Source organism: Pseudomonas sp. SC3(2021) (genome assembly GCF_019856535.1).
GTDB classification, from domain to species: Bacteria; Pseudomonadota; Gammaproteobacteria; order Pseudomonadales; family Pseudomonadaceae; genus Aquipseudomonas; species Aquipseudomonas monsensis.
Genome location: NZ_CP082236.1, coordinates 4,159,980 through 4,180,313, shown reverse-complemented (window position 1 = coordinate 4,180,313; position 20,334 = coordinate 4,159,980). Strand labels below are relative to the sequence as shown.

Here is a 20,334-nt window from a genome sequence, read left to right as displayed (position 1 = left end):
GCTTGCCCGCGCTGAGGCTGGCCGCATCAATGCATGATCAAAGGCAGGTCGCCAACGCCGCCAAGCGCCGCTTGGCGACAAAATCATCCTTTTGCACGTAGTAACTCAGCGTCGTGCCCGAAGGCCCGGTTGTCACATCGACAAACGACTCGGCGGAACGCGTGTACACCGTCGTACCACCCTGTTTGCGCGGTTCCAGATAGGCGGCGGCATCCACGCCGAACACCGCTTCGTCCTGCCAGCCGAATTGCACGCACTGGGCCACGATTTTCTCGGGCTTGTCCGAGGTCATGACTTTGTACGGCGTTCTCGTGCGAGCATCATCCATCACCGAACCCGCGCACCCGGCCAGCAGTGTTGCCGCCAGCGCTACCATCAGAATTCGCATTGTTTTCGCTCAGTCAGAAAAAAGCGGACTGTAGCACCGCAGCGGCAGGAATCGTTCTGCTTTACTGCATTTATCACGCGACACACGCCGACAGCTACGGCAACCTACGGTCATCAGCCTCACAAGGAAAACCCATGGCGCCTACCGACCAGCGACATGAACATGCCCTGCAACTGTTTCTCGACGCGCGACCTGACTTGCGCGAAACCCTCGACAACCTCAACCCACTGCTGGCCCAGGCCAAAGGCGAAACCCAGGCCCAGTATCGCGAAGAGCGTCTGCACGAAGCATTTGAGGCGGAGGCCGAGAGCAAGGGCCTGTTTGCCTGGGAACTGACCCTGCAACTGACCACCGATTCGCCGCAGGAATATCGCGCGCAGCGCCTGGAGGTGCATCGCGAAGTCGCAGAGATGGCTGGCATGGACTGGCTGGAATATTGCGACCTGTATGGCATAGAACCTTAATCGCTGCGTAAGGACACCTGCACCCATGCTGCCATCCGCCTCGACTCACCGCGCCAGCCCCGGCCACCTGCACACGCAAAAGTGGCGCGGGCGTGTGGGCCTGGCGCTGGTGGCCAGCCTATCGGTACTCGCGGGCATGACCGATGCGATCGGCTTCATGGCCAGCGGCGACTTTGTGTCGTTCATGAGTGGCAATACCACACGCCTGGCCGTGGCGATCAGCGATGGTGATTTCGGGCTGACCGTGCGCCTGATAATCCTCGTCGCGACCTTTATTGTCGGTAACGCCCTGGGCGTGCTCGTTGCTCGCCTCGGCGGCCGCCGGGCGCTGCCGCTGCTGCTGTGTATCGCCACCCTGCTCTGCGCGGCGGCGGTCTGGCCGTATGACGCACAATTGCCGGCGCTGCTGGCGGCGATCATTGCGATGGGCATGCTCAACGCGTCGGTCGAGGAAGTGAATGGCCTCCCGGTCGGGCTGACCTATGTCACCGGCGCCCTGTCACGCTTTGGCCGTGGCCTGGGCCGCTGGTTGCTCGGCGAACGCCGTAATGGCTGGCGGGTGCAGTTGGTGCCGTGGAGCGGGATGTTTATCGGCGCGATTCTTGGCGCGGTGCTGGAACACCATTTTGGCCTCAAGGCGATGTTGGCCAGTGGTGTACTGGCCGCGATGCTGGGTGTGCTGTCCCTGGCCATTCCGCGTCGTTGGCAGTTGGGCTACATGCCCCGCTGAAATGCGACCCTGTGGGGTCATGTGCATGACTTCGGTTTCGCGGATGACTTCATAAAGCTTTATCATGGCCGCAGTTTCGCTGATCGAGTCCGTCATGAAGTTCGCCATTGCGCTGTTTTCCGCCGCCCATGCGCCCTCCTCGCGCCGCGCCCTGCTGTTTGCCCAGGCGGCACTGGCCGGGGGGCATGAGATTGTCCGGCTGTTTTTCTACCAGGATGGCGTCTACAACGCTTCCGACGCGGTGGTCACCCCGCAGGACGAACTCGACCTGCCCAAACAATGGCGTGCGTTCATCACCGAGCAGCAACTCGATGGCGTGGTGTGCATCGCCGCCGCCCTGCGCCGTGGTGCCTTGAACGGCGAAGAAGCCAAACGCTATCAGCGTGACGCCGTGTCCGTCAGCGCGCCGTGGGAGCTGTCTGGTCTTGGCCAGTTGCACGACGCCGTGCAGGATGCCGACCGTTTGATCTGTTTCGGAGGCGCATGACATGGCCAAATCCCTGTTGATCATCAGCCGCCAATCGCCGTGGTCCGGCCCCGGCGCCCGCGAAGCACTGGATATCGTGCTGGCCGGTGGCGCCTTCGACCTGCCGATCGGCCTGCTGTTTCTCGACGACGGCGTGCTGCAACTGGCCGCCGGGCAAAACGCCAAAGCCTTGCAGCAGAAGGACCTGAGCGCCAACCTGCAGGCGCTGCCGATGTTCGGTGTTGAAGAACTGTTCTATTGCGCCGACAGCGCCAGCCTGCGTGGGCTGAGCGATCTGTCGCTGGACGAGGCGCAGCCGCTCGCCGCCGAGCAAATCACCGCCCTTATTGACCGTTACGACCAGGTGATCACCCTCTGATGTCGACTTTGCATGTGTTGTCTCATTCCCCGTTCGGCGACGATCGCCTGAGCAGTTGCCTGCGTGTGATCGGCACGGCCGACGCCTTGCTGCTGTGCGGCGACGCCGTGTATGCCTTGCAATCCGGCACCGCGCCATTCACGGTGCTGCAAAGCCGTCAGCTGCAACTGTTCGTCCTCACCGAAGACGCCCAGGCCCGCGCCCAGCAGATTCCGGATTGGGCCGAAGCCATCGACTACCCGGCCTTCGTCGAATTGTCGATCCACCACGACAAGGTCAACAGCTGGCTATGAATTCCCTGACCGTCGGCACCCGCGCCATCGAACTGGACAAGGATGGCTTTCTGGTTGACCTCGCAGACTGGTCCCACGATGTCGCGGGCGCCCTCGCCGCCGCCGAAGACATCGAACTGACCGCCGAACACTGGGAAGTCCTCGAACTGTTGCGCAGCTTTTACGCCGAATTCCAGCTGTCGCCGGCCACGCGCCCGCTGATCAAGTACACCGCGTTGAAACTCGGCGCGGAAAAAGGCAACAGCCTGCACCTGAACCGACTGTTCAAAGGCACCCCTGCCAAACTCGCCGCGAAACTGGCGGGCCTGCCCAAACCGACGAATTGCTTATGACTGACTTTCCAGCGCTGACCCTCGAAACACCCGCCGAGCACCCGTTCGCTCAATTCGTGCGGATCCTCGGCAAGGGCAAGCGCGGCGCCCGCGACCTGACCCGCGAGGAAGCCCGGGAGGCGATGGGCATGGTGCTCGACGATAAGGTCGAAGACACCCAGCTCGGCGCCTTTCTGATGCTGCTTCGGCACAAGGAAGAAAGCGCCGAGGAAATGGCCGGTTTCACCGAAGCCTTGCGCGAGCGTTTGCAGACGCCGGCGCTGAACGTCGACCTCGACTGGCCGACCTACGCTGGCAAAAAACGTCATCTGCCGTGGTACCTGCTGGCGGCCAAATGCCTGGCGCAAAACGGTGTGCGGATTTTCATGCATGGCGGCGGCGCCCACACCGCCGGGCGCCTATATACCGAGCAACTGCTCGGTGAACTGCAGATCCCGTTGTGCCGCACCTGGCAACAAGTCGGCAGCGCACTGGATAACGGCGGCCTGGCGTTCATGCCGCTGATGGATTGGGCGCCGCAGCTGCAGAAGATGATCGACCTGCGCAATACCATGGGCCTGCGCTCGCCGATCCACTCGCTGGCACGGATTCTCAATCCGCTGCGCGCGCGTTGTGGTCTGCAGAGTATTTTCCACCCGGGTTATCAAGCCGTGCACCGGGAGGCCAGCGGCCTGCTCGGCGACACGGCGATTGTGGTCAAGGGCGACGGCGGTGAAATCGAGATCAATCCGGACGCCGACAGCCACTTGTACGGCACCGCCGGCGGCGAGAGCTGGGACGAGGAATGGCCGCAGTTGTCGAGCCAGCGCCACGTCAAACCGGCCGCACTGGACATCGAGCATCTGAAAGCGGTGTGGCGCGGCGAGGTGGTCGACAGCTATCCGCAATTGGCCCTGATCTCGACCATGGCCCTGGCCCTGCGCGGGCTTGGCCAAAGCCGCGAGCAAGCCTTCGAAACCGCCGAACGCTACTGGGCCGCGCGGAACAAATCGATTTAACCGATCATTCGCGCCCGATCTTTGCGCTTTTTGTTCGAACCCATCGGAATAGACTCGACTCCAACGTTTATTGGTTTATGGAGTCTTGATCATGGGTTTACTCGTCGATGGCCACTGGCAGGACAAGTGGTACGAAAGCAGCAAGGACGGCGCGTTCCAGCGCGAACAGGCGCAGCGGCGTCACTGGGTCACCGCTGACGGCCAGCCGGGGCCGAGCGGTGAAGGCGGTTTTACCGCTGAAGCCGGGCGCTACCACCTCTACGTGTCCCTCGCCTGCCCGTGGGCACACCGCACGCTGATCCTGCGCAAACTCAAGGGTCTGGAAAAGCTGATCGACGTCTCGGTGGTCAGTTGGCTGATGCTGGAAAACGGCTGGACCTTCGACAAGGCTCAGGGCTCGACCGGCGACAAACTCGATCACTTCGACTTCATGCACCAGCGCTACACCGCCGACACCCCGGACTACACCGGGCGCGTCACGGTGCCGGTGCTGTGGGACAAGCAGCTCAAGCGCATCGTCAGCAATGAGTCGGCGGAAATTATCCGCATGTTCAACAGCGCCTTCGACAACCTCACCGGCAACGACCTGGACTTCTACCCGGCACCGTTACGCGGCGAGATCGACGCGCTGAACGAGCGGATCTACCCGGCAGTGAACAACGGCGTGTATCGCGCCGGCTTCGCCACCTCGCAACAGGCCTATGAAGCGGCGTTCGATGAGGTGTTTGCCGAGCTCGATCATCTGGAGCAGTTGCTGGGCGCCAACCGCTACCTGAGCGGTGAGTTCCTGACTGAAGCGGATGTACGTCTGTTTACTACGATGATTCGCTTCGACGCGGTGTATCACGGCCACTTCAAGTGCAATTTGCGGCGGATTGCCGACTACCCGAACCTGTCGAACTGGTTGCGTGAGCTGTATCAGTGGCCGGGGATTGCCGAGACCGTGGACTTTCAGCACATCAAACATCACTACTACGGCAGTCACAAGACGATCAACCCGACGGGGGTTGTGCCGAAGGGGCCGGCGCAGGATTTCAGTGTGGCCCATGATCGGGCGCGGCTGAGCGGGAAAGGGGTTTGGCGCAGGGGCTGATTGATTCGCTGATGTTGAGGACGCCATCGCTGGCAAGCCAGCTCCCACAGGGGTCTGTATGAAGCTGAAAATTGCAGCTTCAATACAAAACCCGTGGGAGCTGGCTTGCCAGCGATAGAGGCGACGCGGTTTTCAAACCTGCGCCTGAGCACCCTCGAACCACGCCAGTTTCTCGCGCAGTTGCACCACTTCACCCACGATCACCAGCGTCGGTGCATGCACTTCATGCTCCGCCACCAGGCGCGGCAAATCAGCCAAGGTGCCGGTAAACACCCGCTGATTGACCGTGGTGCCCTGCTGGATCAACGCCGCCGGGGTATCGGCCGAGCGACCGTGTTTGATCAACTGCTCGCAGATCACCGGCAAACCGACCAGGCCCATGTAGAACACCAGGGTCTGCGCCGGGGCAACCAGGTCGGCCCAAAGCAGATCGGTGGAGCCGTCCTTCAGGTGCCCGGTGACGAAGCGCACTGATTGCGCGTAATCGCGATGGGTCAGCGGAATCCCGGCATACGCCGCGCAACCGCTGGCCGCCGTGATTCCCGGTACCACCTGGAACGGAATACCGTGAGCCGCGAGTTCTTCGATCTCTTCACCGCCACGGCCGAAGATGAACGGATCACCGCCCTTCAACCGCACCACACGCTTGCCGGCCTTGGCCAGATCGACCAGTTGCTGATTGATCTGATCCTGCGGCACGGCGTGATCGGCGCGACGCTTGCCGACGTAGATCCGCTCGGCATCGCGACGGCACAGCTCAAGAATCGCCGGTGCCACCAGACGGTCGTACAGCACCACATCGGCTTGCTGCATCAGACGCAGGGCGCGGAAGGTCAGCAGGTCCGGATCGCCCGGCCCGGCACCCACCAGATACACCTCACCGGTGGTGATGTCCGCTTCGCCATCAATCTTGGCTTGCAGCAGACGCTCGGCCTCGCCGCCCTGCCCGGCCAGTTGCCGGTCGGCAATCGGGCCCTGAAACACGTCTTCCCAGAAACCGCGACGTTGCTGCACATCCGGAAACAGGTTCTTCACCTGATTGCGGAAACGCGCGGCCAGTCCGGCCAACTGGCCGTAGGTCGAAGGAATCCAGGTTTCGATCTTGGCGCGAATCAACCGCGCCAGTACCGGCGCATCGCCGCCGCTGGACACTGCGATGATCAACGGCGAACGATCGACGATCGCCGGGAAGATCACGCTGCACAATTGCGGCGCATCCACCACGTTGACCGGTACGCAGCGCCGATGGGCATCACTGGACACTTGGGCATTGAGCGCCTCGTCGTCGGTGGCGGCGATGATCAGCACGCAACCGTCCAGATCCGCCTCGCCGTAACCGCGCAACAGGCAATCACCACCCGAGGCGGTGATCAGTTCACGCAGTTGCGGTTCGATTTCAGGTGCGACCACCCGCAGCAGCGCACCGGCATCGGCCAGCAGGCGGGATTTGCGCAAGGCAATTTCCCCCCCACCGACAACCAACACACGACTGCCGCGCAGGTTGTGAAACAGCGGCAGATATTTCATTTAGCCGATGACCTCAAGGCCACCCATGTACGGTTTCAGCACGTCCGGTACGCGGATCGAGCTGTCAGCCTGCTGGTAGTTTTCCAGCACGGCCACCAGGGTACGACCGACAGCCAGACCCGAGCCGTTCAGAGTGTGCACCAGCTCAGGCTTGCCGGTTTCCGGGTTGCGGAAACGCGCCTGCATGCGGCGGGCCTGGAAGTCGCCGCAGTTGGAGCACGACGAAATTTCCCGGTATTTGTCCTGGCTCGGGATCCACACTTCCAGGTCGTAGGTCTTCACGGCACTGAAGCCCATGTCGCCGGTGCACAGCGCCAGAGTGCGGTAAGGCAGACCCAGCAGTTGCAGGACTTTCTCGGCGTTGGCAGTCAGGCCTTCCAGCGCTTCCATCGACGTCGACGGCTCGACGATCTGGACCATTTCGACTTTGTCGAACTGGTGCTGACGGATCATGCCGCGAGTGTCGCGACCCGATGCGCCGGCTTCGCTGCGGAAGCACGGGGTGTGGGCGACGAATTTGATCGGCAGTTGCTTCGAGTCGACGATTTCACCGGCCACGATGTTGGTCAGCGACACTTCGGCGGTCGGGATCAGGTACAAATCGGCCTCGCCTTCGCGAGCGATCTTGAACAGGTCCTCTTCGAACTTCGGCAGTTGCCCGGTGCCTTGCAGCGCTGGAGCCTGAACCAGATAAGGCGTGTAAGCCTCTTCGTAGCCGTGCTCGTTGACGTGCAGGTTGATCATGAATTGCGCCAGGGCGCGGTGCAGACGAGCGATCGGCCCGCGCAGCAGAGCGAAACGCGCGCCGGACAGTTTGGCGGCCGTTTCAAAGTCGAGCCAGCCGAACTTCTCGCCCAGGGCAACGTGGTCTTTCACTTCAAAGTCGAAGGCGGTCGGGGTGCCCCAGCGGCGCACTTCGACGTTGTCGTCTTCGTCTTTGCCGACCGGCACCGATTCGTGCGGCAGGTTCGGGATACCCAGCAGGATCGAGTCCAGTTCGGTCTGGATCGCGTCCAGCTCGACCTTGCCGGCACTCAGCTCGCCCGCCATGCGCTCGACGTCCGCCATCAACGGCGCGATGTCTTCGCCGCGCTGCTTGGCCTGACCGATGGATTTGGAACGCGCGTTACGCTCAGCCTGCAGTGCTTCGGTGCGGGTCTGGACGGTCTTGCGCTGTTCTTCCAGCGCTTCGATGCGCGCGGTATCCAGGGCAAAGCCACGGGAAGCCAGGCGGTCCGCTACGTCCTGAAGGTTGCTACGTAACAGTTTGGAATCGAGCATGTCGGTTTCTCGTTATCAAAGTTTGGTCAAGGACAGGCCGGCCCACGTCGCGAGCAGCCCGCCGAATACGCTGAGTGCCGCATAGCCCAGGGCCAGCGGCACTTGCCCGCTTTCCAGCAGGCGCACCGTATCCAGTGAAAAGGATGAAAAAGTCGTCAGCCCCCCGAGGAAGCCGACCATCAACCCGGCGCGCACCTCGATCGGCACCTCCGGGCGTATCAAAAACAGGCCGTACAACACGCCAATCAGCAAACAGCCCACGATATTAACGGCCAGCGTCGCGGTATAGAAGTGCCGCGGCCAATTGGCATTGACCCAATTGCCGGTGGCGAAGCGCAACAGGGTGCCGGCAATCCCGCCGGCGGAGACTGCAACAATCAATGGAAGCACTATTTTCTCCGCTGTCTTGGGCTTAAACGATCGAGTTGAGCGAGGTGGTTGAGCTTCTCGCCGATCTTCAATTCCAGGCCTCGGGGCACCGGTTGGTAGAACGGGATCGGCTCAAGCTCCTCAGGGAAATAGTCTTCGCCGGCGGCGTAGGCGTCCGGCTCATCGTGGGCGTAGCGATATTCATCGCCGTAGCCCAGTTGTTTCATCAGTTTGGTCGGCGCGTTGCGCAGGTGCAGCGGCACTTCCAGCGAACCGTTTTCAGCGGCGGCGCGCAGGGCGGTCTTGAACCCCATGTACACCGCATTGCTTTTCGGGGCGCAGGCCAGATAGGTAATGGCCTGGGCCACGGCCAGTTCGCCTTCCGGGCTGCCGAGGCGTTCCTGCACTTCCCACGCCGCCAGGCACAGGCTGAGGGCACGCGGGTCGGCGTTGCCGATGTCTTCGCTGGCCATGCGCACCACGCGCCGGGCCAGGTACAGCGGATCACAACCGCCGTCGATCATCCGCGCAAACCAGTACAGCGCGCCGTCGGGATTGGAGCCGCGCACCGATTTGTGCAGCGCGGAGATCTGGTCGTAAAAGGCTTCGCCGCCTTTGTCGAAGCGCCGTCGGGTGTCGCCGAGCAGGCTTTGCAGCAGTTCGGTGCCGATCTCGCTGTTGTCTTCGGCGAGGTCCGAGGCATTTTCCAGCAAGTTGAGCAGCCGTCGACCGTCGCCATCGGCGGCGGACAGCAACATCTGGAAGCCTTCATCGTTGAGCGTCAGGTTGCGCTTGCCCAGCCCACGCTCCTCGGTGAGTGCGCGATGCACCAGTTTGCGCAGCGCCGCTTCGTCGAGGCTTTTCAGCACATAGACGCGGGCCCGCGACAACAAGGCGTTGTTCAGTTCGAACGAAGGGTTTTCGGTGGTGGCGCCGATGAAGATCAGTGTGCCGTCTTCAACATAAGGCAGGAACGCATCCTGCTGCGACTTGTTGAACCGGTGCACTTCATCGACGAACAGAATCGTGCGCTTGCCGTACTGGCCGGCCTGCTGCTTGGCGATTTCAACCGCCTGACGGATTTCCTTGACCCCGGCGAGCACCGCCGAGACCGTTTCGAAGTGCGCGTCCGAGACTTCCGCGAGCAATCGCGCCAGCGTGGTTTTACCCACGCCAGGCGGGCCCCAGAAAATCATCGAATGCAGGGCACCCTGCTCCAGCGCTTCACGCAGAGGCTTGCCGCGAGCGAGCACGTGCTCCTGACCGACGTACTCATCCAGATTGGTCGCACGCAAACGCGCGGCCAGTGGCTGGGCAATCGGTGCACTGCGAAACAGATCCATCACGTAGCGTTGAAACCTCGAATTTTCTGAACTCTGTGGGTGACCCTGTGGCGCGGGGATTCATCCCCGTTGGGCTGCGAAGCGGCCCTTAAACCAGCAATTTCGTTGTATCAGGCCTACCAAGTGCAATGGTTTTGGCGACTGCTGCGCAGCCGAACGGGGATAAATCCCCTCGCCACAAAAGCTCCAAACCACAAAGGCCCAGTTCAGGATCCGGGGTTTATTCCTGGATCACGTCGGCACCCTTGGGGATGTCGAACTTGAACTTGGAAGCCGGCACTGGCTCGTTGGCCTTGACCCCGGTGAACAGGATGTTGGTGCGCTGGCCGACGCTGTCGATCAGTTGCATGTCATTGAGCAGACCGTTGCGGAACGACAGGCGCAGGTTGTCGAACAACGTGTCCTTGGTTTTCGGCTTCAGAGTGAAGTCGATCACGCCGCCTGCCTCTTTCGCCGTGATGTCGAAACTCTGGCTGATCTTCGACACATCACCGGACAACAACAACGCCGGGGTCTGGGTCAGACGCTCGTCGAGCTTCTTGATCGTCGCCTGTTCCAGATCCGGGTCCCACAAGGTGACTTTCTTGCCGTCGGAGACCATGGTCTGCTCGGCTGGCGCATTGGTGTGCCAGTAGAACAGGCCCGGACGCTGCAGGGTCATGTCGCCAGTGGTTTCCTGCAACTGCGTGCCGCTGCCGTCGAGGGTCAGCTGCGAGAAGTTCGCGCTCAGGGTCTTGGACGTTTCCAGCAATTGGGTCAGACGAGCCACGTCCTTGTCATCGGCGTGGGCCGTGAATGTGGTCAGTGCCAGTACTGGCAACAGCATGCGGATCAGACGCATGGGAGTCCTCTTGAATACTCGTGGGAGAGCGGCGGCACGTCATTGTGCCACCTCTTGCTTCTGGGATCAGTCGCGTACCGGGCCCGGGGCCAGCACTTCACGCGAACCGTTGGTGTTCATGGAGGTGACGACGCCGGCCATTTCCATGGCTTCGATCATCCGCGCGGCACGGTTGTAGCCGATCTTCAACTTGCGCTGTACAGCGGAAATCGAGGCGCGACGGCTTTCCAGCACAAACTGCACGGCTTCGTCGTACAGTGCGTCCGCTTCCGGATCATCGCCGTCGCCGCCACCGCTGCTGCCTTCAAAACCGCTGCCTGCTTCTTCGACACCGTTGAGGATGTCATCGTTGTATTCCGGTGCGCCACGCAGTTTCCACGCTTCGACGACACGGTGGACTTCATCGTCGGACACGAATGCGCCGTGAACCCGAATCGGCAGGCTGGTGCCCGGCGGCATGTAGAGCATGTCACCGTGGCCGAGCAATTGTTCGGCGCCGCCCTGGTCGATGATGGTCCGCGAGTCGATCTTGCTCGAAACCTGGAACGCCATACGGGTCGGGATGTTGGCCTTGATCAGACCGGTGATCACGTCCACCGACGGCCGCTGGGTCGCGAGGATCAAGTGAATACCTGCCGCACGGGCCTTCTGCGCGATACGCGCGATCAGTTCTTCGACCTTCTTGCCGACGATCATCATCATGTCGGCGAATTCGTCGACCACCACGACGATGGTCGGCAGCTTCTGCAGCAGCGGCGCTTCATCGTGAATGCTTTCACGCTTGTACAGCGGATCGCTCAACGGCTCGCCGGCATCCTGGGCTTCCTTGACCTTGGCGTTGAAGCCGGACAGGTTACGCACGCCCATCTTCGCCATCAGCTTGTAGCGGCGCTCCATCTCGGCGACGCTCCAGCGCAAGGCGTTAGCGGCGTCCTTCATGTCGGTAACCACCGGGCACAACAGGTGCGGAATGCCTTCGTAGATCGACAGCTCAAGCATTTTCGGGTCGATCATGATCAGCTTGGCGTCTTCCGGGCCGGACTTGAACAGGATCGACAGGATCATCGCGTTCACCCCCACCGACTTACCGGAACCGGTGGTACCGGCTACCAGCAGGTGCGGCATCTTCGCCAGGTCGGTGATGACCGGTTTGCCGCCAATGTCGTGGCCCAGGGCCAGGGTGACCGGCGATTTGAAGTTGTCGTACTCGGGGGTCGACAGCACTTCGGAGAAGCGCACGATCTGCCGGTCTTCGTTGGGAATCTCGATACCCACGGTGGTCTTGCCCGGAATCACCTCGACCACGCGCACGCTGGTCACGGCCAGCGAACGCGCCAGGTCTTTCGCCAGGTTGGCGATGCGGCTGACTTTCACGCCTGCAGCGGGCTGGATCTCGTAACGGGTAATCACCGGGCCCGGATGGATCGAGTCCACCGTGACCTCGACCCCGAACTCCTTGAGCTTGATCTCCAGCAAGTGGCCGACCGCTGCCAGGGACTCCGGCGAGTAATTGAGCTGTTTCTTTTCCGCCGGATCGAGAATCGAGATCGGCGGCAAGGTGCCTTCCACGGCGCTGTCGACGAACAACGGCGCCTGTTTCTCTTTCTGCACGCGCTTGCTCGGTTCCGGGGCCTTGGCCGGGGCCGGGGCGATGACCGGCGGCACCTGCTTCTCACGGTCGGACATGTGCTTGCTCAGGGCTTGCTCACGCTCGATCAGGCGTTCCTTGACCTTGGCTTGTTCACGCTTGTCGGTGACCGTCGGCGCCACCACGTCATGTACGCGATCGTCGACTTCACGCAGTTGCGCGACCAGTTGTTTGCGCTCGGTGCGGGCCGACCACCAGCGGTTGAGCGCGCCCTGGAACAGCTCGAACAAGTCGAGGGTGATCTTGCCGGTGATGTCCATCACCTTGAACCACGACAGGTCGGTGAACACCGTCAGGCCGAACAGGAACAGGGCGATGAACAGCAGCGTGCTGCCCTGAATGTTCAGCGCGTTCTTCGCCAGATCGCCGAGGCTCTCGCCCAATGCGCCACCGGCACCGGCCGGCAGACCGGTCGGGGCATGGAAATGGATATGCGCCAGTGCCGCGCCGGACAGCACCAGAAACACCAGGCCGATCAGGCGCCAGGAGAACAGCCAGCCGCTCCACTGCCACGGTTCGTGACGCTGACGGAAGATCTGATACGCCTTGATCGCCAGCAGCAACGGGAAGATGTACGCGAAATAACCGAGCACCATGAACAGGATGTCGGCGCTGTAGGAACCCGCCGGGCCGCCGAAATTCTGCACGTCGTCGATCTTGCTGTTGTGGCTCCAGCCCGGATCGTCCTTGCCGTAGGTCAGCAAAGCCATCATCAGGAACAGGCACAAGGCACCGATGGCGATCAATGCACCTTCCTTGAGCCGGTAGTGCAACTGTTGGCGCCAGAGCGGAACGACTGTTTTTGGTGCTGCGGTGGATTTCTTCAAAACGCTTCTTTTCCTGCGCCCGAGGCGCGTCCATCTATTGAATGACGATAAAAACTGCCCAATCCAGGCAGGTGAAAAAGTGAACGGGCACAACTGAGACTACTTTTAACACTGCGCTGCGGCTTTTATAAACACGGTGCGCAGCGAATATTCTGTTACAGCCCGGCATTGTACGGGTTTGTGCGTCTGATGCCATGCTTCAAAGCCCAGCATTGAGCATAGCCAAGCGCACGAAACCTGCGGTTCAATTTGAGCATGCATTGTCTTTTGTGACAAAGGCTTATGAGGTGTATTTGATGAACGCAGCGAAGCATTCACGCCTGATCATTCTCGGCTCCGGTCCGGCCGGCTACAGCGCCGCCGTCTACGCCGCCCGCGCCAACCTCAAACCCGTCGTGATTACCGGATTGCAGGCCGGTGGCCAGCTCACCACCACGGTCGAGGTCGACAACTGGCCCGGCGACGTCGAAGGCCTGACCGGCCCGGTGCTGATGGAGCGCATGCAAAAGCACGCCGAACGCTTTGCCACAGAGATCGTTTACGACCACATCCACACGGCCAAGTTGCAGCAGCGCCCGTTTGAACTCATCGGCGACAGCGGCACTTACACTTGCGACGCACTGATTATCGCCACCGGCGCGTCGGCGCAGTATCTGGGCCTGCCCTCGGAGGAAGCCTTCGCCGGCAAGGGTGTTTCCGCCTGTGCGACCTGTGACGGCTTCTTTTATCGCAATCAGGTGGTGGCGGTGGTCGGTGGCGGCAACACCGCTGTCGAGGAAGCGCTGTACCTCTCCAACATCGCCAAAGAAGTGCACTTGATCCACCGTCGCGACAAGTTGCGCTCGGAGAAAATCCTTCAGGACAAGCTGCTCGACAAAGCCGCCAGCGGTAACGTGCGCCTGCACTGGAACCAGAACCTTGACGAAGTGCTCGGCGACGCCAGCGGCGTGACCGGCGCCCGCCTGCGCGACAGCCACACCGGCGAAACCCGCGAACTGTCGTTGGCGGGCGTGTTCATTGCCATTGGCCACAAACCCAACACCGACCTGTTTCAGGGTCAGTTGCCGATGCGCGATGGCTATCTGGTGATCAAGGGCGGCAGCGAGGGCGATGCCACAGCCACCGCGATCCCCGGCGTGTTTGCCGCAGGCGACGTGGCCGACCACGTCTACCGGCAAGCGGTGACGTCCGCCGGCGCCGGTTGCATGGCTGCGCTCGATGCGGAGAAGTATCTGGACGACATTCCTGTCATTTAACGGCACACTTTATCGCGGGCCACACTGCCCGCACCGCCCTCCCCTTCTGCAAGCCTGGATGCCATGCTGACTTGGTTACAACGCAACTCACTGACTTTTCCGCCACTGGAAAAGGCCATGCGCGAACCCAACGGATTACTCGCCGCCGGCGGCGACCTGTCCGCCGATCGTTTGATTCAGGCTTATCGCCATGGCTGCTTTCCGTGGTTTTCCGAAGGCCAGCCGATTCTCTGGTGGTCGCCGGATCCGCGCACGGTGCTATTTCCCGACGAACTGCATGTCTCACGCAGTCTCGGCAAATTACTGCGCAAGGCGCGCTATCAGGTGACCTTCGACCAGGATTTTGATGCCGTCATCCGCGCCTGCGCCGCGCCACGGGATTACGCCGATGGCACCTGGATCACGCAAGCCATGCAGGACGCCTACATTGAATTGCACCGCCGCGGCTTTGCCCATTCGGTGGAGGTCTGGGATCAGGGCGAACTGGTCGGTGGCCTGTATGGCCTGGCGATGGGCCAACTGTTTTTCGGCGAATCAATGTTCAGCCGCGCCGACAACGCCTCCAAATATGGCTTTGCCACACTGGTGCGACACTTGAAAGATTCGGGATTTGTGCTGATCGACTGCCAGATGCCGACCGATCATCTGCACAGCCTCGGCGCCCGGGCGATTCCCCGCAGTGAATTCGCGCGCTACCTGGCCAATCATCTGGATCAACCTCAACGTGCCACCTGGGTTTGCTGAGCGACTTTTGCGCGCGTGGCTTACACTTAATTCACCAGCTTTTCCCGAGGGTTGATCATGACCGAGTTGGCGCGCCTCAAGTTCTATGCCACTCAGCCCCACTCTTGCAGTTATCTGCCCGAGGAGCAGGCGACGACCCTGTTTCTCGACCCGAGCCAGCCCATGGATGTGCATGTCTACGCAGACCTGTCGGAAATGGGCTTTCGTCGCAGTGGCGATCATCTGTATCGGCCGCATTGCCAGAACTGCAATGCGTGCGTACCTGCGCGCATTCCCGTGGCGCAGTTCATCCCCAATCGTCAGCAGAAGCGCATTTTCAAACGCAACGCCGACCTGCAGGTGCGTCCGGCCAAGCCGAAGTTCAGCGAAGAATATTTCGATCTGTACCAGCGCTATATCGAACAACGTCACGCCGACGGCGACATGTACCCGCCCAGCCGTGATCAATTCTCGACATTTCTGGTCCGCGACCTGCCCTTCTCGCGCTTTTACGAGTTCCGTCTCGACGGACGGTTGCTCGCCGTGGCGGTCACCGATTTACTGCCAAACGGCTTGTCGGCGGTGTACACCTTCTACGAACCCGCCGAAGAACGCCGCAGCCTTGGCCGTTTTGCCATCTTGTGGCAAATCGCCGAAAGCCATCGCCTCGGGCTTGAGGCGGTGTACCTCGGTTACTGGATCAAAAACTGCAAAAAGATGAACTACAAGACGCAATATCGCCCCATCGAATTGCTGATTAATCAGCGCTGGGTTGTCCTGAACTAAACCCAAGCCCTAAACCCCTTGGCGTAAACCCCATTTTTCGGGCACAATGCACGCCGCTTTTGCCTGGCGCAGTTGCACCGGGCCATTCATTGGATACCGAGGGCTTTACTGCATGTCGAAAGAAGACAGCTTCGAAATGGAAGGCACTGTCGTCGACACCCTGCCCAACACCATGTTTCGCGTGGAGTTGGAAAATGGGCACGTCGTAACCGCGCATATTTCCGGCAAGATGCGCAAGAACTACATTCGTATTCTTACCGGTGACAAAGTGCGCGTCGAGCTGACGCCCTATGACTTGAGCAAAGGGCGCATTACTTACCGCGCTCGTTAATCAAGTCAATACAGAACGCCCGGTTTATACCGGGCGTTTTTGTATGTGCGTTTTGGGGTTGGGGATTGGGGGCATATCCGTTGCTGCGGGTGCTGCCGCTGGCGGTTTCGTTCTTACAGCGGGTCCCTTTTTCAAACGCCAGAAAGGAACCAAAAGGCTTTGCCCCGGCGTACGGCACCTCGCTGAGGCTCAGTGTTCCCGAGCTACGGTGTCCATCCGGGGGCATCGCCTACGGCTTGCTTCGCTGCACCTCCTCTCGATGAATGCGGCTTCGCCGCACGGCGCTGCGCGCCTACCCCCGGATGAACACCTACGCTCGGCCTGCCGATGGGGCAAAAGATCAAAAGCCGAAGCCAGATCAAAAGCCGGATCAAGAGCCCCTCACCCTAGCCCTCTCCCGGAGGGAGAGGGGACTGACCGTGGTGTTTGGGGGAGCTGCGCCGACGTGCGATACCGCGTTGAACTCAGGCTCTAAAAAGCAAACAAATCGGCCCCTCACCCTCCCAGAGAAAGGACTGATCGAGGTGTTTGGGAGAGCTACGCCGACATGCAATATCGAGTCGAACTCAGATTCTGAAAGGCCCACAAATCGGCTCCCTCTCCTCGGGGAGAGGGCTGGGGTGAGGGGTAAATCCACCACAAATCCAAAGCCGACCACGCCCCGCTCTTCACCACTCAATAGGCCGAGTGTCAGCTCGCCTGCTTTTGATCTTGATCTGTAAGGCGACGTCGGAAGGCTGAGTGGAGGGATTGATCCGGGGGGGGGAGCGCAGCGACCGTTTGGCGCAGCCAAACACAGCGAGAGGAGGTGCAGCGAAGCAAACCGTAGGCGCTGCGCCCGGATCGATCCCGGAGCGAAGGAACCCCGAGCCTCAGCGAGCGGGCCGTACGTAGGAGCAAGCGTTTTTTTGCTTACTTTTTTTAGGCGTTTGTAAAAAAAGTGAGTCGCCGTAAGGGCGAAACCGTAATAAGCCATCACCGCAGCAACGGATATTCACCCAAAAAGCCCAGACAACAAAAAGGCGCCCGAAGGCGCCCTCTTGATCCAAGGCCGTCAGGCCATTTCTGCCGTCGTCTCGAAGTCAAACGTCAACTCACCATCCTTGATGTCGATGTGCACCACACCGCCATGCTCGGCCAGCTCGCCAAACAGAATCTCCTCCGCCAGCGGACGCTTGATCTTGTCCTGGATCAGACGTGCCATCGGACGTGCGCCCATCGCCGAATCATAACCACCCGCCGCCAGCCAACTACGCGCGGCATCAGTGACCTCAAGCAGCACACGCTTGTCTTCCAGCTGCGCCTGAAGCTCGGTAAGGAACTTGTCCACCACGCTTTTGATGACCTCATGACTGAGGCGACCAAACTGGATAATGGTGTCCAGACGGTTACGGAACTCCGGCGTAAAGCTCTTCTTGATCACTTCCATCGCATCAGACGAGTGGTCCTGATGGGTGAAACCGATCGAAGCACGCGCCGCCGTTTCGGCACCGGCGTTGGTGGTCATGATCACGATCACGTTGCGGAAGTCCGCCTTGCGCCCGTTATTGTCGGTCAGCGTACCGTGGTCCATTACCTGCAACAGCAGGTTGAAGACTTCGGGGTGCGCCTTCTCGATTTCATCGAGCAACAACACACAGTGCGGCTGCTTGGTGATCGCTTCGGTCAACAGACCGCCCTGATCGAACCCGACATAACCCGGAGGCGCACCAATCAGACGCGATACGGTGTGACGTTCCATGTATTCGGACATGTCGAAGCGCACCAGCTCGATCCCCAAGGCCTTGGCCAATTGCCGCGCGGCCTCGGTTTTACCGACACCGGTAGGGCCTGCGAACAGGAATGAACCGACTGGCTTGTCAGGCGACTTGAGCCCGGCACGCGACAGCTTGATCGCAGTCGACAGCGAGTCGATCGCTGCGTCCTGACCAAACACCGTCAGCTTCAGGTCGCGCTCCAGGTTACGCAGCAGTTCCTTGTCGGAACTGGTGACGTGTTTTGGCGGAATCCGCGCGATTTTCGCCACAATGTCTTCGACCTGCGGCACTTCGATACGCTTGACGCGCATCTCGACCGGTTGCAGACGCTGGTAGGCGCCCGCCTCGTCGATCACGTCGATGGCCTTGTCCGGCATGTGCCGGTCATTGATGTAGCGCGACGCCAGCTCAGCAGCCGCGCGCAACGACTCATCGCTGTACTCGATATTGTGGTGCTGCTCGAAACGCCCTTTCAGGCCGCGCAGGATACCGATGGTGTCTTCCACCGACGGCTCGACCACATCGACTTTCTGGAAGCGACGCGCCAAGGCCCGATCCTTCTCGAAGATGCCGCGGAATTCCTGGAACGTGGTCGAACCGATGCAACGAATGTCACCAGACGAGAGCAATGGCTTGAGCAGGTTCGAGGCATCCATCACGCCACCGGACGCAGCACCCGCACCGATGATGGTGTGGATTTCGTCGATGAACAGGATCGCCTGCGGACGTTTTTTCAGTTCATTGAGCAGCGCCTTGAAGCGCTTCTCGAAATCGCCGCGATACTTGGTGCCCGCGAGCAGAGCACCGAGGTCGAGGGAATACACGACGCTGTTGGCCAGCAGGTCCGGCACCTGGTTGTCGACAATGCGCTTGGCCAGACCTTCGGCAATCGCGGTTTTACCCACGCCCGCCTCGCCGACCAGCAGCGGATTGTTTTTACGCCGGCGCGCAAGAATCTGCGCCACACGCTCGACTTCCATTTCGCGGCCGACCAGCGGGTCAATACGACCCTGGCGCGCAAGTTCGTTGAGGTTGCTGGCATAAGCATCCAGAGGATTGCCTGAAGAAGAAGACTCACCGCCCTCGTCGTCCTGCATATCTTGTTCACCTTCAGAGTGATCGCCATGCCCCGGCACTTTGGAAATGCCGTGAGCGATGTAGTTGACGACATCAATGCGCGCCACGCTCTGCTGTTTCAGCAGGAACACGGCCTGACTCTCTTGCTCACTGAAGATTGCAACCAGCACGTTGGCGCCGGTTACTTCGCGTTTGCCCGAGCTCTGTACGTGGAAAACAGCACGTTGCAGTACACGCTGGAAGCCCAGGGTTGGCTGGGTTTCGCGATCTTCGTCATGAACGGGGATCAATGGCGTGGTGGAGTCGATGAACTCCTGCAGGTCATGCTTGAGTTTGTCGAGGTTTGCGCCGCAGGCACGCAAAACGGTGGCGGCAGCCTCATTGTCCAATAGGGCCAGCAAAAGGTGTTCGACGGTCATGAATTCATGACGCTTCGAACGAGCCTCCTTGAAGGCTAGATTGAGGGTGACTTCGAGCTCGCGGTTTAACATAGCTTCACCTCATACCCAAGTGGTCGGCGATTAACCGTCCTTCTCGATTTCACAGAGTAGCGGATGCTGGCTTTCCCTGGCGTACTGGTTGACCTGCATGGCCTTTGTCTCGGCGATGTCGCGGGTAAACACTCCACATACTGCCCGTCCTTCTGTGTGGACGGCCAGCATGACCTTGGTCGCCAGCTCGCGATTCAGGTTAAAAAACACCTCGAGCACTTCGACGACGAAATCCATCGGTGTGTAGTCATCATTAAACAAAACCACCTTGTACATCGGCGGCGCCTGTAACGCAGGCTTTGCTTCCTGAACAGCAACGCCTGCCGAATCGTCGTCGTGCTCCTCTGGGAGATCCTTTTGGAGAAGCGGGCGATCCTGATTGAATGTTAGTCGAATCTGGCTGATTGCATGCATGGAAAGAAAGGTTCTTCAGTTGTGCAAATACAGTGGTGGGGGCGGCTGTCCACGTTTTCAACTCCGACTGCCCGGTCACCTTGACTATCGGGAAAACGGTGTTACAACCAATAGAGCCCACAGTGGGTAAAAAAGATCCGCGGAGTCAATTCTTTTACGGATTAGATTGCGGATGAATTGGATGATACTCCAGCGATGGAGTCTGGTGCAGAGGGATTTGAGCATGGCTGTCGGCAAGGTCAAGTGGTTCAACAATGCCAAGGGATTCGGCTTTATCAATACCGATGCCCGTGAAGGCCGCGATGAGGATGGCAAAGAGATCGACTTCTTTGCGCATTACTCCGCCATCGAGATGGACGGGTACAGAACCCTCAAGGCAGGGCAAGCCGTCAGGTTTGAGATTGTGCAAGGTCCCAAAGGCCTGCATGCGACCAAGATTGAAAGCGTCGAGATCGTGGGAGACGCCGTCTCGACTGCCGTCCAGCAGCAATCGGTAACCAGCTGACTCGACTGAACCACC

The 20,334-nt window shown here is 60.4% G+C and carries 22 protein-coding genes; 13 read left to right on the top strand and 9 right to left on the bottom strand.

The genetic code is table 11. The features are described 5' to 3' along the window. Nucleotides 1-37: 37 nt before the first annotated feature. Nucleotides 38-388, bottom strand: a complete 351-nt coding sequence (locus tag K5Y35_RS18695; RefSeq protein WP_222832573.1) for a hypothetical protein — start codon at nt 386-388, stop codon at nt 38-40. A 134-nt stretch (nt 389-522) separates the two neighbouring features. On the opposite strand from K5Y35_RS18695, the gene K5Y35_RS18690 reads away from it, so the two are divergent. From K5Y35_RS18690 to K5Y35_RS18655, 8 genes are all read left to right on the top strand, one after another. After that, the gene (locus tag K5Y35_RS18690; protein ID WP_123462960.1) at nt 523-852 is read left to right on the top strand and encodes a DUF6388 family protein; all 330 of its coding nucleotides are present in this window, start codon (nt 523-525) and stop codon (nt 850-852) included. Between the two features lie 25 nt (nt 853-877). Further along, entirely contained in the window at nt 878-1,582 is a 705-nt protein-coding gene (locus tag K5Y35_RS18685) for a YoaK family protein (protein WP_222832572.1), read from the top strand. A gap of 94 nt (nt 1,583-1,676) precedes the next feature. Beyond that, nucleotides 1,677-2,069, top strand: coding sequence for a sulfurtransferase complex subunit TusD (tusD, locus tag K5Y35_RS18680; RefSeq protein WP_222832571.1), 393 nt, complete (start codon nt 1,677-1,679; stop codon nt 2,067-2,069). A gap of 1 nt (nt 2,070) precedes the next feature. Continuing rightward, a complete protein-coding gene (tusC, locus tag K5Y35_RS18675; RefSeq protein ID WP_123462504.1) occupies nt 2,071-2,427 on the top strand; it encodes a sulfurtransferase complex subunit TusC in 357 nt (118 codons plus the stop codon). Beyond that, the gene (tusB, locus tag K5Y35_RS18670; RefSeq protein ID WP_222832570.1) at nt 2,427-2,720 is read left to right on the top strand and encodes a sulfurtransferase complex subunit TusB; all 294 of its coding nucleotides are present in this window, start codon (nt 2,427-2,429) and stop codon (nt 2,718-2,720) included. The genes tusC and tusB overlap by 1 nt, the downstream gene beginning before the upstream one ends. Beyond that, nucleotides 2,717-3,052 (top strand): TusE/DsrC/DsvC family sulfur relay protein, encoded by a 336-nt coding sequence (locus K5Y35_RS18665; protein WP_123462500.1) that lies wholly within the window; start codon nt 2,717-2,719, stop codon nt 3,050-3,052. Before tusB ends, K5Y35_RS18665 begins: the two co-directional genes overlap by 4 nt. Beyond that, nucleotides 3,049-4,050: a glycosyl transferase family protein gene (locus tag K5Y35_RS18660; RefSeq protein ID WP_186744351.1), complete on the top strand. Its 1,002-nt coding sequence runs from the start codon at nt 3,049-3,051 to the stop codon at nt 4,048-4,050. Before K5Y35_RS18665 ends, K5Y35_RS18660 begins: the two co-directional genes overlap by 4 nt. 91 nt (nt 4,051-4,141) lie before the next feature. Continuing rightward, entirely contained in the window at nt 4,142-5,143 is a 1,002-nt protein-coding gene (locus K5Y35_RS18655) for a glutathione S-transferase family protein (RefSeq protein WP_222832569.1), read from the top strand. A gap of 132 nt (nt 5,144-5,275) precedes the next feature. Here K5Y35_RS18655 and cysG read toward each other — a convergent pair whose 3' ends face one another. The 6 genes from cysG to K5Y35_RS18625 form a co-directional block, all read right to left on the bottom strand. Beyond that, complete coding sequence (gene cysG, locus K5Y35_RS18650; protein ID WP_123462494.1) at nt 5,276-6,670, bottom strand: siroheme synthase CysG; 1,395 nt, start codon at nt 6,668-6,670, stop codon at nt 5,276-5,278. Continuing rightward, nucleotides 6,671-7,951: a serine--tRNA ligase gene (serS, locus tag K5Y35_RS18645; RefSeq protein WP_222832567.1), complete on the bottom strand. Its 1,281-nt coding sequence runs from the start codon at nt 7,949-7,951 to the stop codon at nt 6,671-6,673. A gap of 15 nt (nt 7,952-7,966) precedes the next feature. Next, the gene (gene crcB / locus K5Y35_RS18640; RefSeq protein WP_123462490.1) at nt 7,967-8,341 is read right to left on the bottom strand and encodes a fluoride efflux transporter CrcB; all 375 of its coding nucleotides are present in this window, start codon (nt 8,339-8,341) and stop codon (nt 7,967-7,969) included. Then, nucleotides 8,341-9,663 carry a replication-associated recombination protein A gene (locus K5Y35_RS18635; RefSeq protein ID WP_064587012.1) on the bottom strand — a complete coding sequence of 441 codons (1,323 nt, stop codon included), beginning with the start codon at nt 9,661-9,663 and terminating at the stop codon, nt 8,341-8,343. Before K5Y35_RS18635 ends, crcB begins: the two co-directional genes overlap by 1 nt. 220 nt (nt 9,664-9,883) lie before the next feature. Then, on the bottom strand, nt 9,884-10,504 hold the full coding sequence (gene lolA, locus K5Y35_RS18630; protein WP_123462488.1) for an outer membrane lipoprotein chaperone LolA: 621 nt from the start codon (nt 10,502-10,504) through the stop codon (nt 9,884-9,886). A gap of 66 nt (nt 10,505-10,570) precedes the next feature. Beyond that, entirely contained in the window at nt 10,571-12,979 is a 2,409-nt protein-coding gene (locus tag K5Y35_RS18625; RefSeq protein WP_123462486.1) for a DNA translocase FtsK, read from the bottom strand. Nucleotides 12,980-13,275: 296 nt separating this feature from the next. On the opposite strand from K5Y35_RS18625, the gene trxB reads away from it, so the two are divergent. The 4 genes from trxB (at nt 13,276) to infA (ending at nt 16,075) form a co-directional block, all read left to right on the top strand. Next, nucleotides 13,276-14,235, top strand: coding sequence for a thioredoxin-disulfide reductase (gene trxB / locus K5Y35_RS18620; RefSeq protein WP_222832566.1), 960 nt, complete (start codon nt 13,276-13,278; stop codon nt 14,233-14,235). 63 nt (nt 14,236-14,298) lie between these two features. Continuing rightward, nucleotides 14,299-14,979 carry a leucyl/phenylalanyl-tRNA--protein transferase gene (gene aat / locus K5Y35_RS18615; RefSeq protein WP_123462482.1) on the top strand — a complete coding sequence of 227 codons (681 nt, stop codon included), beginning with the start codon at nt 14,299-14,301 and terminating at the stop codon, nt 14,977-14,979. Nucleotides 14,980-15,036: 57 nt separating this feature from the next. Further along, entirely contained in the window at nt 15,037-15,744 is a 708-nt protein-coding gene (locus K5Y35_RS18610; RefSeq protein WP_123462480.1) for an arginyltransferase, read from the top strand. A gap of 112 nt (nt 15,745-15,856) precedes the next feature. Further along, nucleotides 15,857-16,075 carry a translation initiation factor IF-1 gene (gene infA / locus K5Y35_RS18605; protein WP_002553999.1) on the top strand — a complete coding sequence of 73 codons (219 nt, stop codon included), beginning with the start codon at nt 15,857-15,859 and terminating at the stop codon, nt 16,073-16,075. Nucleotides 16,076-17,129: 1,054 nt separating this feature from the next. Here the strand turns inward: infA and clpA are convergent. Continuing rightward, nucleotides 17,130-19,400 (bottom strand): ATP-dependent Clp protease ATP-binding subunit ClpA, encoded by a 2,271-nt coding sequence (gene clpA, locus K5Y35_RS18600; RefSeq protein WP_097088113.1) that lies wholly within the window; start codon nt 19,398-19,400, stop codon nt 17,130-17,132. 30 nt (nt 19,401-19,430) lie between these two features. Next, entirely contained in the window at nt 19,431-19,814 is a 384-nt protein-coding gene (clpS, locus tag K5Y35_RS18595; protein ID WP_016987405.1) for an ATP-dependent Clp protease adapter ClpS, read from the bottom strand. 223 nt (nt 19,815-20,037) lie between these two features. Here clpS and cspD point away from each other — a divergent pair, with 223 nt between their 5' ends. Continuing rightward, nucleotides 20,038-20,319: a cold shock domain-containing protein CspD gene (gene cspD, locus K5Y35_RS18590; protein ID WP_222832565.1), complete on the top strand. Its 282-nt coding sequence runs from the start codon at nt 20,038-20,040 to the stop codon at nt 20,317-20,319. Nucleotides 20,320-20,334 lie beyond the last annotated feature (15 nt).

What these genes read in the sequence shown, in the direction of transcription:
- infA (WP_002553999.1), top strand. Translation starts at nt 15,857, where the DNA reads ATGTCGAAAGAAGACAGCTTCGAAATGGAAGGCACTGTCGTCGACACC.
- K5Y35_RS18635 (WP_064587012.1), bottom strand. Translation starts at nt 9,663, where the DNA reads ATGGATCTGTTTCGCAGTGCACCGATTGCCCAGCCACTGGCCGCGCGT.
- serS (WP_222832567.1), bottom strand. Translation starts at nt 7,951, where the DNA reads ATGCTCGATTCCAAACTGTTACGTAGCAACCTTCAGGACGTAGCGGAC.
- tusD (WP_222832571.1), top strand. Translation starts at nt 1,677, where the DNA reads ATGAAGTTCGCCATTGCGCTGTTTTCCGCCGCCCATGCGCCCTCCTCG.
- clpA (WP_097088113.1), bottom strand. Translation starts at nt 19,400, where the DNA reads ATGTTAAACCGCGAGCTCGAAGTCACCCTCAATCTAGCCTTCAAGGAG.
- K5Y35_RS18690 (WP_123462960.1), top strand. Translation starts at nt 523, where the DNA reads ATGGCGCCTACCGACCAGCGACATGAACATGCCCTGCAACTGTTTCTC.
- K5Y35_RS18610 (WP_123462480.1), top strand. Translation starts at nt 15,037, where the DNA reads ATGACCGAGTTGGCGCGCCTCAAGTTCTATGCCACTCAGCCCCACTCT.
- cysG (WP_123462494.1), bottom strand. Translation starts at nt 6,670, where the DNA reads ATGAAATATCTGCCGCTGTTTCACAACCTGCGCGGCAGTCGTGTGTTG.
- trxB (WP_222832566.1), top strand. Translation starts at nt 13,276, where the DNA reads ATGAACGCAGCGAAGCATTCACGCCTGATCATTCTCGGCTCCGGTCCG.
- cspD (WP_222832565.1), top strand. Translation starts at nt 20,038, where the DNA reads ATGGCTGTCGGCAAGGTCAAGTGGTTCAACAATGCCAAGGGATTCGGC.
- clpS (WP_016987405.1), bottom strand. Translation starts at nt 19,814, where the DNA reads ATGCATGCAATCAGCCAGATTCGACTAACATTCAATCAGGATCGCCCG.
- aat (WP_123462482.1), top strand. Translation starts at nt 14,299, where the DNA reads ATGCTGACTTGGTTACAACGCAACTCACTGACTTTTCCGCCACTGGAA.
- K5Y35_RS18665 (WP_123462500.1), top strand. Translation starts at nt 2,717, where the DNA reads ATGAATTCCCTGACCGTCGGCACCCGCGCCATCGAACTGGACAAGGAT.
- K5Y35_RS18655 (WP_222832569.1), top strand. Translation starts at nt 4,142, where the DNA reads ATGGGTTTACTCGTCGATGGCCACTGGCAGGACAAGTGGTACGAAAGC.
- lolA (WP_123462488.1), bottom strand. Translation starts at nt 10,504, where the DNA reads ATGCGTCTGATCCGCATGCTGTTGCCAGTACTGGCACTGACCACATTC.
- K5Y35_RS18685 (WP_222832572.1), top strand. Translation starts at nt 878, where the DNA reads ATGCTGCCATCCGCCTCGACTCACCGCGCCAGCCCCGGCCACCTGCAC.
- tusC (WP_123462504.1), top strand. Translation starts at nt 2,071, where the DNA reads ATGGCCAAATCCCTGTTGATCATCAGCCGCCAATCGCCGTGGTCCGGC.
- tusB (WP_222832570.1), top strand. Translation starts at nt 2,427, where the DNA reads ATGTCGACTTTGCATGTGTTGTCTCATTCCCCGTTCGGCGACGATCGC.
- K5Y35_RS18695 (WP_222832573.1), bottom strand. Translation starts at nt 388, where the DNA reads ATGCGAATTCTGATGGTAGCGCTGGCGGCAACACTGCTGGCCGGGTGC.
- K5Y35_RS18660 (WP_186744351.1), top strand. Translation starts at nt 3,049, where the DNA reads ATGACTGACTTTCCAGCGCTGACCCTCGAAACACCCGCCGAGCACCCG.